The organism is Paenibacillus sp. AGC31, assembly GCF_057334655.1.
Window position 1 is genome coordinate 113,205 of the sequence record NZ_JBHFJH010000005.1, and the last position, 15,207, is coordinate 128,411.

Genomic DNA, 15,207 nt, shown 5'->3' on the forward strand with positions numbered 1-15,207 from the left:
AAAAAACGCATGTCCACACTGTTCAGCCTGATCAGACGGGATAAGTATTTGCTACTGATGTTTTCGCCTATCTTTCTGTATTACCTCATCTTCATGTACCTTCCGATGCCTGGCGTGTTATTGGCATTTCGTAATTTCTTGCCGGGGCAGGGCATGCTCAGCGGGGAGTGGGTGGGACTGCGCTGGTTCGAACAATTCGTGAATTCCATTTACTTCTGGCGACTGCTGCGTAACACATTTTTGCTTGCCTTCCTGCCACTCTTGTTCGGCTTCTCCATTCCGATTTTATTCGCTGTCTGCATCGTGGAGATCAAGAACCGGACATTCAAACGATTTGCCCAGACCGTTACGTACCTTCCTCACTTCATCTCCACTGTTGTTGTAGCCGGCATGATTATTAACTTCCTGTCACCAACAGACGGTATTGTGAACACCCTCATCGCGAGTCTTGGCATGGAAAAAGTGAACTTCATGATGGATGCGAGCTGGTTCCGTACCATCTTCACGAGTTCCGACATCTGGCAGAGCTTTGGCTTCAGCTCCATCATCTACATTGCAGCCATTATGGGGATCGACCCCGAGATGTATGATTCCGGCAAAATTGATGGCGTCAACAAATTCCAGGAGTTATGGCACCTGACCCTTCCCAGTATCAAACCAACCATTGTCATTCTTCTGCTTCTGTCGCTTGGCGGCATTATGAGTGTAGGTTTCGAGAAAGTATATCTGCTCTACAACGGAGCCACCTACGAAACGGCTGATGTCTTGTCCACCTATGTATACCGGATGGGGATTGAGGGACAGAATTACGGTTTTGCCACAGCAGTGGGTTTGTTCAACTCCATTATCACCTTTATCCTTGTTTTTGCAGCCAATTCCATGACCCGACGCCTGACCAAGATGTCACTCTGGTAAGACTATAACCCGGACCAAAGGAGACCTGTATGCAAAAATCGAGAAGTGACCGTTTGTTCTACGGATGTGTCTACCTGCTGACCATACTGGCGGTTGTTGTCACGTTGTATCCCTTTCTGTACGTCATTAGTATTTCATTCAGCTCAGTGGATGCCATCGACAAACAAAAAGTTGTATTGTGGCCCGTTGGATTTACCCTGTCAGGTTACCAAATGGTACTGCAATACAAGGAGTTGTGGGTTTCGTTCTATAACACCCTCTGGTACACCGTGGTAGGCACACTATTGAACATTGTGGCAACATGTCTTGCCGCGTTCCCATTATCCAGACAGCAGTTTTTCTTACGCCGCAAGCTGAATTTCTTCATCGCCTTTACCATGTATTTCTCGGGTGGACTCATTCCGGTCTACATGCTGATTACCTCGCTTGGGCTGTACAACACCCGCTGGGTTATGGTGCTGCCTGTGCTGGTGATTACGTTTAACGTCATGATCTGCCGCTCAGCGTTCGAAGGTATTCCGAATGAAATATTCGAAAGTGCCAGTATAGACGGGGCCAACGAGATGACGATGCTGTATCGTCTGGCGGTTCCCATCATCAAGCCAACACTGGCTGTGCTCACGCTGTACTATGCGGTATTCCACTGGAACAACTTTTTCACGGCCCTATTATATCTGGGCAAACAGGATATGCAACCCTTACAGATGTTCCTGCGAAGAGTGCTGATCATGGCTTCGCCGGAAGTGATGCAGAAGATGGGCGGTACGATGACATCCGGTGCGCTGGCGGTCTCTTCCCTTCAGGTTCGTTATGTATCCATTGTGGTCAGCATTCTGCCTATTGTTACGATCTACCCGTTTATCCAACGGTACTTCGTTAAGGGGATTACCCTCGGAGCCGTGAAAGGATAGCTTTACTTACTTAAGTGTCATGTCATTCAAGGGAGTTCAAAATGGTTCATACCAAGGAGGAATGATGGATGAGATTTAAAGGGGCAGGAAGAAAAAGTGTAATCGCAGCGATACTGGCAATCAGCCTGGTGGGATGTAGCGGTGGAACAGGGGCGGGAACCGATGCGGGGAGCACCCCGTCCAGTTCGGAGCCAGCCTTCAATTATACCGGAGCAGGGCCGGTGACGGATCAACCGGATGCCAAGTTGTCTATTCTCGGCACCAACGCTTGGACGACCAATGTGGACTTGTCCACCGCAGCCATCGTGAAGAAAATTGAGAGCAACGCTGGTGTGACGGTGGATTGGGATCTGATTCCGCCGCAGAACTATGCGGATGCCGTCAATCCGAGGCTGGCTGCTGGTACCGGCTTGCCCGATATCGTGTACCTGCCGGATCAGGATCAGCTGATGAAGTACATTAACAGCGGTCTATTCATTCCGATTAATGAACTGGTAGAGAAATACGGCGTGAATCTCAAAAAAATATATGAAAAGTCGCCTTCGGTCAAAGCCAGTTTAACAACGCCAGATGGTAAAATGTATTATATCCCGCAGCAGACGTTAACCCGCAACTACATGCCGGTATTTATGGTTAATGTGCGCTGGCTTGATAAGTTGGGATTAAGCGAGCCGACCACGCTGGATGAATTCACGGCGATGCTGCGCAAGTTCAAGACAGATGACCCGAACGGCAACGGAAAAGCCGATGAGATTCCACTGTCCATGGAAGCAAAATTTGTGTCCATGGCCTTTGGCCCGGCATTTGGACTTGATCTGTCCAATCAGTTTTATGCAGACGATCAGGGCAAGGTGCATTTCAGCTATTATGAGCCTGCCTACAAGGAGTACTTGACCTATCTGAACGGACTCTACAAGGAAGGTCTGCTTGGGGTGGATTATGCGAGTACAACGAGTGATCAGGTTACGTCGCGCATCTCTCAGGATGTGACGGGCGCAACGTTTAATTTTAGCTGGTATATGTCGATGGTCTACAGTCCGTTGTTCAAGGATTACAATCCGGAAGAGCCAATCATCAAAGGCATTTTACCACTGAAAGGACCGCATGGGGATCAGTTCTATGTAGGACGTACACCAGTGAGTGGCATCTTTGGCATTACACGCGATAGTAAAAATCCCGAACTTGCTTTCCGCTTCCTGGACTATGCCGTAAGTGAGGAAGCACAGACGTATTATACGTGGGGCATCAAGGATGACACGTATACGGAAGAGAATGGAGTGAAGACATTCACGGACAAAGGCAAGGACAATGAATACATTCAGAAGCTGGGCATTGGTCCGGTGAATCTGCCGAACATCCAATCCACCGATTCTGCTGATTCCGTCGTAGCCCCTTGGCATGCAAAAATGGATAAGGAACTGGAGCCGTATGTGCGCGAACCGTTCCCGTTTGTCTATGCCCTGCCGGATGAAGCGAGTGTGGAAAGCATGGCGATGCCTGACATCACCACATATGTGGAAGAGATGAACTTTAAGTTTATTAGCGGGGACGCCAGTCTGGGCCAGTTTGACAGTTATATTGAGACGTTGAAGAAGATGAATATAGAGCAGGTTATTGCGGGCAGACAGGCACAATATGATCGTTATAAGGCTGCACAGAAATAGAAAATTAGGGTTTCAGGCGTATGAGAGGTGTTGATTGATTTTGATAACCATTAAAGACATTGCCAAACTGGCGGGGGTGAGCTATAGCACGGTATCGAAGGCGCTGAATGATGATCCCGCGATCAAACCGGCAACAAAGCAGAAGGTGCTTGCGGTCGCGGAGAAACATCAATATCGGAAAAACATGCTGGCCCGGCAGCTCTCCACCGGCAGAAGCAACATCATCGGTTTTGTACTGGATGAGCTGAGCAATCCGTTATTCTCGAACATCTCCGGACGTCTGCACACCGAGCTGAAGAAGCGGGGATATCAGATGATCCTGGTTGTGGCGGATGATGGCGTGGATGTCTTCAGCCAGCTGCGCGTGGACGGATGTATTCTGTGGGACTATGCACTGGACAATCGGGAGATGTTCTGGAAAAAGTTCGCAACACTCAACATGCCATGTTTTGTGCTGGGTACAGATGAAGCGCCGAACTCTCCTTACATCAAGATTGACCGCAAAGAAGGGCTGTTCAAAGCAGTGGAGCATCTGAAATCGCTGGGCCACCGCCGAATCGGATTCATCGGAAACTCCCAGCATGTCAAGCTGGAGGGATACCGGGAAGCGTTGCAGCGTACGGGTCTGGCTTTTAACGAAGACCATGTGCTGCCAGCGTATTCCTCCTGGGAAGACGGGTATTTTGCCATACGTAATCATGCGTTTGGGCCGGATTCGCCGACAGCTTTTATTGGACTGAACAACCTGGTCACCCGAGGTGCGCTCCGGGCTTTACTTGAGGCAGGTTACAGCGTTCCACGCGATATCTCGTTAATCGGGTATGATGATCTACCGGATATGCAATATGCCGAAGTGGCTTTGACGACGATTGGCCCGTCTCTGGATGAACTGGCCGTGCAGGCAGCAGAGCTGATTGTATCGTTAATCCGTGATGAACAGGTCGACGTTCCGGTAGTTATTCAGCCCAAGCTGAACCTTCGCAATTCAACAGCAGTTAGTCATACATGTATTAGGTGAGTACAACATTCAAGGAGGAATTGCTTATGCAGGTACAGACACAGTTATCCTGGTCTGAGCGAATTGCAGCAACGATCATCCAGCAATGTGACGGGGACGGTTATCATGCGTTCCCTTCGGGACGATGGGCATACGTGGAAGGCATGACCTTGATGGCGATGGCACGAACCGGGCAGTATTATGGCAAGCAAGAGTATGTTGATTTTATGAAAAAACATATGGACCTGTATATCCAGCCCGACGGCTCTATCGGCACCTATACTTTGGAAGAATATAATCTGGATCAGATTAATCAGGGGAAAAACCTGTTTGCATTACTGGATGGTGCTGAAGATAAGCGTTACGCAGAAGCGGCGCATCTCTTGGCAGCACAACTTGCAGGGCAACCCCGAACATCAGAAGGCGGTTTCTGGCACAAAAAAATCTATCCATTCCAGATGTGGCTGGACGGCCTGTATATGTCCTCTCCCTTTCTGTCCGAGTATGCGAAGACATTTCATCATCCCGAGTTATGGGATGAAGTGGCGCATCAGATTTTGCTGGTCGAACGCCAGACCCGTGATCCGCGGACCGGACTGCTCTATCATGGCTGGGATGAATCGAAGGAGCAGGTCTGGGCAGATTCATCGACAGGTTGCTCCCCACATTTCTGGAGCCGGGCGATGGGCTGGTATGCCATGGCGATTGTAGACAGCGTGGAGCATTTCCCTGTGAATCATCCAAAGCGCGGAACCATCATCGGTATCTTCGAACGGATGTGCCATGCTTTGGTGCGCGTGCAGGAGCAGGAGAGCGGGTTATGGTTCCAGGTACTGGATCAGGGCTTCCGCAAAGGCAACTATCTGGAAGCATCCGGATCAAGCATGTTTGTATATGCACTTGCGAAGGGTGTGCGCTTAAGGTATCTGGAGCCACATTTCAGAGCTACGGCGGAGAAGGGATGGCAAGGACTGTCCTCCAGATTGGTGGAGGAGACGGCTGACGGCGTTCGGTTAAACGGGATCTGTCATGGCGCAGGACTAAGCCTGGATCGGGATGGCTCGTACAACTACTATGTAACCGAAGCGGTTGTAAGCGATTCCTTTATGGGTGTGGCTCCGCTTCTGCTGGCAGCACTGGAAATGGAGCGACTGCCATGACGCAGCAGAGATTGCCAAATACAGCATTGGAATCATCAGCTCCCTGTCTGACTGTTGCTTCAGATGGGACAGGGGATTATGTGACGATTCAGGCCGCAGTTGATGCGTTGCCGGAGAATGGCATCGGAATCGTTCCAATTCGAGTGAAGGCTGGTGTCTATCATGAGAAGCTGCATATGGAGAAGCCGGGCATCCACCTGATTGGTGAGGGGGCGGAGCAGACGATCATTACGTATGATGATCATGCACTCAAGAAGTTCCCGGATGGTTCGCCATATCATACGTTTCATTCCTATACGGCTTTCATTGGTGCCGATGATTTCACGGCAGAGGGGATTTCCTTCGTAAATGCTGCCGGGCCGGGCAAGCAGGTTGGTCAGGCCCTGGCCGTTTATGTGGATGGAGACCGGGCGGTCTTTCGCCGCTGTCGTTTGATCGGTCACCAGGATACGATCTTCACCGGCCCGCTGCCTGAGCAGCCCATGGATCGCAGTTATTTTGGTGGGCCACGCGACGGTGCCGAGCGGCGCAAACTGCGGCAGTATTTCGAGGACTGTTACATCGAAGGTGATATCGATTTTATTTTTGGTTCGGCTACGGTGGTGTTTAAGGGCTGCGAGATCTTTACGAAGAATCGCCTGACTGAAGCGGAGGCTGCGGATGGACAAGTGAACGGTTGGATTACCGCAGCCTCTACGCCGGAGGATGTGCGTTACGGCTATGTGTTTCTGGACTGTGATCTGACCAGCAATGCTCCGCCGCAGTCGGTGTATCTGGGCAGACCGTGGCGTCATCATGCCAAAGTCTGTTTTCTGAACTGCTGGATCGGCGCTCATGTGAAGCGGGAGGGATGGCACAACTGGAACAAGACAGATGCAGAGCAGACCGTTCAGTATGCGGAATATAACAGCGCCGGGCCTGGTGCCGGATGTGCTGCTGATCGTGTGCCTTGGGCCAAAATACTGACCGAACAGGAAGCGGCCGAGTACACTGTACCTCTGATTCTGTCCGGCGTGGATGGATGGCAGCCTTTGGAAGTGAGAGGGGAGCAGCGGCAGTAAGATATGCCCTCTTCTCTGCGCAATATCTAACATAGGTTTTCGTTCAAGTCTCCTAAGGACTTGAACGAAAACCTTTTTTGTGCGCTATATTACATTTTTCGCCCCCAATAGAACTATTTTATCCCTTATCTCTTTTGCAGTTTACTGATTAAATACAGGGTGAGGATCTGTAAATTCCCTGTAAAATTTGGATGGTGTCTGCAAAAAAAGAACACGAGAGGGAAGGTCCACTTTGGTAAGGGAAGGGAGTGAAGTGACACGCAACATCAGATGGCTGAATGAGGTTGGCTCTAATCGATCACAGATCAGATGCAGGTGGACAATTGAAGTTTTGTTTGCAAGGTGAACGTATCCTTAGTACAGGAGGGATTTTGCTTGAATCAAGCTGTTCGATTCCGCCCGGTCATTACATTTGCTTTGACATTTCTTCTACTTATTTCGTGGTTTGCACCGAGAGCCGATGCCGCCGCCCAGTGGCAGGCAGGCACCGCATACAAGAAAGGAGACCTCGTAACATATCAAAATAAAGATTATGAGTGTATTCAGGCCCACACGGCGTTGACCGGATGGGAGCCCTCTGTTGTGCCCGCGTTGTGGAAATACGTCGGGGAAGGTTCGGGAGGGGAAACGCCAACGCCAGATACGGCACCACCTTCTGTTCCTGCGGGTCTGACTTCATCCTCCATCACGAACACCTCCGTGAGTCTTTCCTGGAATGCATCCACGGATAATGTGGGCGTGGCGGGGTATGAGGTGTACCGGAACGGCGTTCTTGTGACAGGTACTTCAACTACAACAGCTGTAGTCACTGGACTGACAGCTAGCACGACTTATGCTTTTACGGTAAAAGCCAAAGATGCCGCAGGCAATATATCCGCTGCGAGCACCTCCCTCAGTGTGACAACTTCCAATGGATCTTCCAATCCTGGGCCAACCGGCGGCAAATGGCTGATCGGCTACTGGCATAACTTCGACAATGGTTCAACCAATATCAGACTTCGTAACGTATCAACAGCCTATGACGTCATTAATGTCTCCTTTGCCGAACCGATTTCACATGGCAGCGGAACGCTTGCTTTTACTCCATACAATGCATCGGTAGCCGAATTCAAATCCGATATTGCCTATCTGCAAAGCCAGGGGAAAAAAGTACTGCTATCCATGGGGGGAGCCAACGGTACCATTGAGCTCACCGATGCGACCAAGAGACAGCAGTTCGAAGATTCGTTAAAATCAATCATTTCCACGTATGGTTTCAATGGTCTAGATATCGATCTGGAAGGAAGCTCCCTGTCTCTGAATGCAGGGGATACCGATTTCCGTAGTCCAACTACACCGAAAATTGTTAACCTCATCCAAGGCGTGAAAGCGGTTAAGTCACACTTCGGCGCCAATTTCATCCTGACGGCTGCGCCGGAGACGGCCTATGTACAGGGTGGATATCTGAGCTACGGCGGTCCTTGGGGAGCATACTTGCCAGTCATCCATGCCTTGCGTAATGACCTGACCCTGCTTCATGTGCAGCACTATAACACGGGCTCCATGGTGGGGCTGGATGGGCGCTCTTACGCCCAGGGAACAGCTGATTTCCATGTGGCCATGGCGGAGATGTTGCTTCAAGGCTTTCATGTAGGCGGCAGCACAGGCCCATTCTTTAGTCCCTTACGACCGGATCAGATTGCCATCGGTGTACCGGCTTCCCAGCAGGCTGCTGGAGGTGGTTATACAACGCCAGCCGAGCTGCAAAAGGCACTGAATTACCTAATCAAAGGTGTGTCATACGGCGGTTCCTATACCTTGCTCCAGCCTGCGGGCTATGCGGGGATAAAAGGGATTATGACCTGGTCAATCAACTGGGATGCATATACGAATAACCAGTTTTCGAGCGCACATCGTTCATTCCTGAATGGTTTTAGCACGCAAACGACAAAGGAGGTTGTGTATTAGATGATACATTTAAATAAACACACTGCTTTCAAGAAAACCGCAAAGTTTCTCCTGGGTCTATCCCTGCTCTTATCCGTCATTATTCCTTCCTTTGTGCTCCAACCCGCTACGGCAGCAGCTGCAGATTCTTATAAAATTGTTGGTTACTACCCGTCCTGGGCTGCGTATGGGAGAAACTATAATGTAACGGACATCGACCCAACCAAAGTCACGCATATCAACTATGCGTTTGCCGATATTTGCTGGAATGGTGTTCATGGAAATCCGGACCCTTCGGGCCCTAACCCGGTGACCTGGACGTGTCAGAATGAGAAGAGCCAGACAATCAATGTACCGAATGGAACGATTGTGCTTGGCGATCCATGGATCGATACCGGAAAGACATTTGCAGGGGATACGTGGGATCAGCCCATTGCAGGCAATATCAATCAGCTTAACAAGCTGAAACAGATCAATCCTAATCTGAAGACAATCATCTCCGTGGGAGGATGGACATGGTCCAACCGCTTCTCTGATGTAGCTGCGACTGCTGCAACGCGAGAGGTATTTGCAAACTCTGCCGTCGACTTCCTGCGGAAATACAATTTTGACGGAGTAGATCTGGACTGGGAGTATCCGGTATCAGGCGGACTTGATGGTAATAGCAAACGTCCTGAGGATAAGCAAAATTACACACTGCTTCTGAGCAAAATCCGTGAGAAGCTGGATGCTGCCGGAGCTGTGGACGGCAAGAAGTATCTGCTTACGATTGCAAGCGGTGCATCGACGACCTATGCTGCGAATACTGAGCTTGCCAATATAGCTGCCATCGTCGACTGGATTAATATTATGACATACGATTTTAACGGGGCCTGGCAAAAAGTCAGCGCGCATAACGCGCCGTTGAACTATGACCCTGCGGCTTCGGCTGCTGGGGTGCCAGATGCCAATACATTTAATGTGGCTACCGGAGCACAAGGACATTTGAATGCAGGCGTACCAGCCGCTAAACTTGTGCTTGGTGTTCCGTTCTATGGACGTGGCTGGGATGGATGCGCACAGGCGAGTAATGGCCAGTATCAGACCTGCGCGGGAGGTTCTTCCGTTGGAACATGGGAAGCAGGCTCCTTTGATTTCTATGATCTGGAGACTAACTACATTAACAAAAACGGGTACACGCGTTACTGGAATGACATTGCCAAGGTGCCATATCTCTATAATGCGACCAACAAGCGATTTATTAGCTATGACGATGCGGAGTCTATTGGATATAAAACCGCTTATATCAAAAGCAAAGGACTCGGCGGAGCGATGTTCTGGGAGCTTAGCGGTGACCGGAACAAAACACTCCAAAATAAACTGAAAGCCGATCTGCCTACTGGAGGTACAGTGCCTCCAGCAGATACGACGGCGCCAAGTGTACCCGGTAATGCCCGCTCGACAGGTGTGACGGCCAATTCGGTGACGCTGGCCTGGAATGCTTCAACGGATAATGTGGGGGTTACTGGGTATAACGTCTACAATGGTGCCAATCTTGCTGCCTCCGTCAACGGAACGACCGCAACAATCAGCGGCCTGTCCGCGGGTACTTCCTATACTTTCACGATCAAAGCAAAAGATGCGGCAGGCAATCTGTCTGCAGCCAGTAATGTTGTAAACGTGAGCACTACGACTCAACCGGGAGGTGATACGCAAGCACCAACTGCACCGACGAATCTGGCATCAACCGCGCAAACAATATCCAGCATAACGCTGAGCTGGGCGGCATCTACGGATAACGTGGGTGTAACGAGTTATGATGTGTACAACGGAGCGGCTCTGGCGACATCCGTGACGGGAACGACAGCAACGATCAGTGGGCTTGCAGCGGATACCTCGTATACATTTACGGTAAAAGCAAAGGATGCGGCGGGGAATGGTTCTGCTGCGAGCAATGCGGTGACCGTGAAAACAACAGCAGGAACGACAAATCCGGGCGTTTCCGCCTGGCAGGCGAATACAGCCTATACTGTAGGACAGCTGGTCACCTATAGCGGTAAGACGTATAAATGTTTGCAGTCCCACACATCCTTGTCTGGGTGGGAACCATCCAATGTCCCTGCATTGTGGCAGGTTCAATAGTTAAAAAATGGATTACCACATTTTGAATTGAAACGTGCAGTAGACACGAAAAACCGCCGATCTTTGATCCGGTGGTTTTTCTCTCATGTGAATGAAACACTCGCCGTAGTTAGCATCCGGCAAAAGGTAGGCTGAGGCCAACAAGCCAACACTAGGGATCTTTAGTCCAGTGGTTGTAGTAGACATATAGGCTTTAACTTCTTGTTTGGCTTCATCCCGTTTGGCGCAGTTCTTTAACGAGATTTCATCCTTAAAATGATCAAAGAACGACTCCTGCGGTGCGGTATCCCAGCAGTTCCCTCGTCTGGACATCGATTGACCAAGCCCCATACGTTTCACTGTCTTCTGAAAATCTGGATGAGTGTAGTGAGTTCCTGTTCTCCTTGTTCCTGGTAACTTGCTCTCCGTTGGTCGGCTGCGGCGTTAATCCGGGTCATGTCGATGATCTGAACATCGAATCCACAAGACTCAAAAGTTTCTCTGGGCAGCTGTCCTTGTTGATTCGATGCAATAAAGATTTGTTTGAATTCGTCCGTATACGCTATTCCCTTGGTCGATACAGATTTCACATAGAGGTTTACAGAAAGTTGCTCTACTTCGCTAAATCCTTTGCTCATTCTGAGCAATCTCGTATTCAAAGAATTTTATGTGATTGATTTTAGTTTCTTTAGGATCAGTCCTTTAATTAGCTTCATGAGGTTAAAAAATTTGAAATGTATAACTACTAAATTTCGATATAAATGTATATGAATCTCCAAATAAACTTATTATATCTAAATATTTTTAAATATATCTATTAAATCTATTTACTTCCATAAATATATATGGTAATATTGCCCATATAAGTAATTGGTACTTAAGAACCAATTGGAACACTATTATCATATTGAACAATGAATACCCTGCTGAGCAGGATGAGTTATGAAAGGAGGTGAAAACTATGAAATTGAAAAATCAAATGGAAAATACTAATGCAGCTACATATAATCCAGTAGGAAGTGTGCTATCTGAATTGACAGACACTGAGATGGATACAGTGGCTGGTGGTGCTCAGGCACAAGGCTTTACAGATGGTAATTGTGTTAAGAGCATTACGGCTGATTGTACCCCAGGATGGACATGGGTATGTTAATAAACAGCTGAAATTTAAATGTTATTGCAATCATTGGGCTAGTTGATACACGGTAGTAACAGAATGATAATGCAGTTAGGTTTGACATGGATTTTATAAGGAGGGCATTCTGCTGATATTATCGGAGCATTATAAATGATGCTGCCGAGGATACAGCTAGAAATGCCCTCTTATCCATGTAGGTATATCAATTATCTGTTTCTTCTAAATTATCGAAAGGTTGTTATTATACATTGATAAATACTAGTGAAAAGATAAAATATTGGGCAAAATTTTTCTATGATAAAGAAGAATATTTGGAAAAAAGTCTCAAAGAAGTGTCAAATTTAGAAGTCGATACTATTTCAAATATAAAAAAAATTGACTCATCATGGGAATTGAAATGGGAAAATTTGTTGCTAATTGACTCAATGGATGAATATATTCCCGCTACTCCGCCTGAATTTTGGGGATTTACTGAACGTTTCCTCTTACTTGCTATCAATAAATTGGAAGAAAACATCAGTGATTCAGATTCTCGTATTTTACATACAAGTAGTTCTTTTTTTAAAAGGCTACTTTCTTCTTTATTCGAAAGAATCATGGATTGCAGTTACAAAACTTTAATATTGGAATTGAATGTATTAAGTAATCAGGGACTTTTGAGAGGAGAAACTCCAGAACAGAGGTACCAGTACTTTGAAAATTTGCTACATGATAAAGAGTATTTAAGACAATTGGCCAATGAATACCCAGTGTTAATACGTTCATTGCTTCGTATAACTGAAAAATGGACAGCCCATGTTAGTGAAGTGTTAGATAGGTTCAAGGCTGACTATCCAAAAATTGTTTCACATATGCCTGATGTCAACCAGTTCGGTAAGCTTGTCCAGTTACATATTGGGGCAGGTGATACTCATGATGGACGAAGTGTAACGATTCTAGAGTTTACAACAGGAGGCAAATTAGTATATAAACCTCGTTCATTAAGAGTTGATAAAGAATATTACAAAATTTTGTCTTGGATGCAGCATTTTGGCGTTCCTCACACAAAAATGATAAAAAATTTAGATTGTGGAAGTTATGGCTGGACAGAGTTTGTAGAGCATTCTGAGTGCAATTCCACTGAGGAAATTAGTGGATTTTACAAAAACATGGGCGTAAATTTGGCTATAATGTATATGTTTAACGCCACAGACTTCCATTATGAGAATATTATTGCGCATGGATCTAGCCCTGTTGTAATTGATCTAGAATCCTTATTTCATAGACATATAAGTACGAAGAAATTTGAACATAACGCCAGTGGCCATGCATATGAAATTATATCTCATTCTGTGATGTCTTCTGGCATGTTACCACAGTACATTTTTAAGTCAGATACGTACTCCGGTATAGACATCAGTGGTATTTTCGGACACGGTGGAAAAAAAGTACCAAATGTACTGAATCTCACTCACAGAGGGACAGACCGAATGAGGTTAGAAAAAGGGGAGGGAGAATCTAGTAAGACCTATAATCTTCCATATTATAATAATGAAGTTGTAGATAGTTATCGTTATATTGACGACATTGAACAAGGTTTTGCTCAAGCTTACAGGATTATGATGGAAAACAAGCACAGACTGAAAGAAATGATCCGAGAGTTTGATGATGTTAGAGTTAGAGTAATCGTGCGAGATACTAGAGCGTATGGTGAATTAATGCGTACCCTATACCATCCTGACTTATTACGAGATGAATTAGATCGTAAAGTTGTTTTGCATCGATTATGGTTACAATGCTTAGCCGATCCTAAACATTTAAAATTTGTTTCCCACGAGATGCGTGATATTGAAGACGGGGATATCCCTATCTTTTACACTTCTCCGTCCGAAAGAGATGCTTGGTCATCTAATAATGAACGAATCCCTCAGTTATTTGAACAATCAGGTATAGAGGTTGTAATAAACAAAATCGATAAAATGGGCGAGAAGGACCTAAAAGAACAGTTACAGTTATTAAATATGTCTGTTTTGTCATCTAAGCCTGATCTTTATACTTATTGTTTTCCTGAAATTCAATTTATAAAATCAAACGACGTGTTAGGGTCTAATTGGAAAGACGAGTATGTCCAATTAGCTATTTCAATTGGAGAAAGTTTAGTTCAATCAGCAGTTATATCTTCAAGTCCAGCAGCTGATGATATAACATGGATTGGCTTAGTAGCCAATAGTGAGGATGAAAGAAAACTGAGACTCGTTCCTGTAGGAAATGATCTTTATAATGGGAATGGCGGAATTGCTTTATTTTTGGGTTATTTATCTGAACTAACTACAAATAACAATTATAAAGATATGGCCCGAAAAGCTTTGCAGCCGTTGATTGAAATTATGAGAAATACGTATCAATCAAATGATGTATCGTTAAACGTTGGGGTATTTGAAGTTGGTAGCATTGGTGGTGGCGTATTTACTACCTATCAATTATCACGCTTATGGAATGATGAAGATTTACTACAAACTGTTAAAGAATTTCTTCCTTATTACTGTAACCTCATTGATAAAGATACCTCATTCGATTATATCGGTGGTGCAGCTGGAGCTATTGATGTGCTTTTACATGTATATCATGGAACCGGATGGAAACAGGCGCTACAAGGTGCAGAGAAATGCGCTGAACATTTGCTTCAGAATGCTCAAACCTTGCCAGATGGTAGTATGATTTGGTTGACAACACCAAATAGTAAGCCTTATGTAGGGTATTCCCATGGCGTATCTGGAATTATTGCTTCATTATCATCGTTATATAGGGTCACTCAACATAAAAAGTACATTGAATATATTGAAAAAGGTTTACAGTATGAGCGTGCAAACTATAGTGCTGAATTGAAAAATTGGATTACTCCTAATGATACCGCAAGGGTAACATGGTGTCATGGTGCACCGGGTATATTATTATCTCGACTACGATTGTTGGAAAATGGATATTGGGATGCACATATTGATCAAGAGATTAATATTGCGCTTGAAACAACTCTTAAATTAGGCTTTGGGACAGAACCTGTCTATTGTCATGGTGATTTTGGACAATTGGAAATATTACTTTATGCTAATTCAGTTTTGGAGCGTAATGAGGATACTATCAATATAGTCAGAGCGTATCTGCTCAGACTTCTAAATGATCAACCATGGAATAACACAGGTGTCCATCGTGCATTTGATATTAAAGGATTAATGGGTGGTCTTTCGGGTATTGGATTTGGGCTATTAAAACAGGCATTTCCGGAAAGAGTTCCTAATATTTTAAACCTGGAAAATGATAAATTCTTCCCTTCCATCTCAAGGCTAACTGTGTGATCT

Annotated in this window: 11 protein-coding genes and 1 pseudogene; 10 read left to right on the plus strand and 2 right to left on the minus strand. The window is 46.2% G+C overall.

What is annotated here, in order from left to right:
• Window positions 1-9: 9 nt before the first annotated feature.
• The 8 genes from ACE04G_RS04285 (at window position 10) to ACE04G_RS04320 (ending at window position 10,755) form a co-directional block, all read left to right on the plus strand.
• Entirely contained in the window at window positions 10-915 is a 906-nt protein-coding gene (locus ACE04G_RS04285) for an ABC transporter permease (RefSeq protein ID WP_047841090.1), read from the plus strand.
• A 29-nt stretch (window positions 916-944) separates the two neighbouring features.
• Window positions 945-1,826, plus strand: a complete 882-nt coding sequence (locus ACE04G_RS04290; protein WP_036612222.1) for a carbohydrate ABC transporter permease — start codon at window positions 945-947, stop codon at window positions 1,824-1,826.
• A gap of 68 nt (window positions 1,827-1,894) precedes the next feature.
• Entirely contained in the window at window positions 1,895-3,490 is a 1,596-nt protein-coding gene (locus tag ACE04G_RS04295) for an extracellular solute-binding protein (RefSeq protein WP_449003657.1), read from the plus strand.
• A 40-nt stretch (window positions 3,491-3,530) separates the two neighbouring features.
• Window positions 3,531-4,508, plus strand: coding sequence for a LacI family DNA-binding transcriptional regulator (locus ACE04G_RS04300; RefSeq protein ID WP_449003658.1), 978 nt, complete (start codon window positions 3,531-3,533; stop codon window positions 4,506-4,508).
• Window positions 4,509-4,534: 26 nt separating this feature from the next.
• Window positions 4,535-5,647: a glycoside hydrolase family 88/105 protein gene (locus ACE04G_RS04305; protein ID WP_449003659.1), complete on the plus strand. Its 1,113-nt coding sequence runs from the start codon at window positions 4,535-4,537 to the stop codon at window positions 5,645-5,647.
• Complete coding sequence (locus ACE04G_RS04310) at window positions 5,644-6,708, plus strand: pectinesterase family protein (protein WP_152682962.1); 1,065 nt, start codon at window positions 5,644-5,646, stop codon at window positions 6,706-6,708. Before ACE04G_RS04305 ends, ACE04G_RS04310 begins: the two co-directional genes overlap by 4 nt.
• Before the next feature lie 375 nt (window positions 6,709-7,083).
• A complete protein-coding gene (locus tag ACE04G_RS04315; RefSeq protein WP_253504235.1) occupies window positions 7,084-8,655 on the plus strand; it encodes a chitinase in 1,572 nt (523 codons plus the stop codon).
• A complete protein-coding gene (locus tag ACE04G_RS04320) occupies window positions 8,656-10,755 on the plus strand; it encodes a glycosyl hydrolase family 18 protein (RefSeq protein ID WP_047840901.1) in 2,100 nt (699 codons plus the stop codon).
• 169 nt (window positions 10,756-10,924) lie between these two features.
• Here ACE04G_RS04320 and ACE04G_RS04325 read toward each other — a convergent pair.
• A pseudogene (locus tag ACE04G_RS04325) lies at window positions 10,925-11,130 on the minus strand (IS3 family transposase); the annotation flags it as partial.
• Window positions 11,091-11,372 carry an HTH domain-containing protein gene (locus ACE04G_RS04330; RefSeq protein WP_221820007.1) on the minus strand — a complete coding sequence of 94 codons (282 nt, stop codon included), beginning with the start codon at window positions 11,370-11,372 and terminating at the stop codon, window positions 11,091-11,093. The gene ACE04G_RS04330 and the pseudogene ACE04G_RS04325, both read right to left, overlap by 40 nt.
• 323 nt (window positions 11,373-11,695) lie before the next feature.
• On the opposite strand from ACE04G_RS04330, the gene ACE04G_RS04335 reads away from it, so the two are divergent.
• Both ACE04G_RS04335 and ACE04G_RS04340 read left to right on the plus strand, forming a co-directional pair.
• A complete protein-coding gene (locus tag ACE04G_RS04335; RefSeq protein ID WP_221820006.1) occupies window positions 11,696-11,887 on the plus strand; it encodes a hypothetical protein in 192 nt (63 codons plus the stop codon).
• Between the two features lie 233 nt (window positions 11,888-12,120).
• Window positions 12,121-15,204 carry a type 2 lanthipeptide synthetase LanM family protein gene (locus ACE04G_RS04340; RefSeq protein WP_221820005.1) on the plus strand — a complete coding sequence of 1,028 codons (3,084 nt, stop codon included), beginning with the start codon at window positions 12,121-12,123 and terminating at the stop codon, window positions 15,202-15,204.
• The last annotated feature ends 3 nt before the right edge of the window (window positions 15,205-15,207 follow it).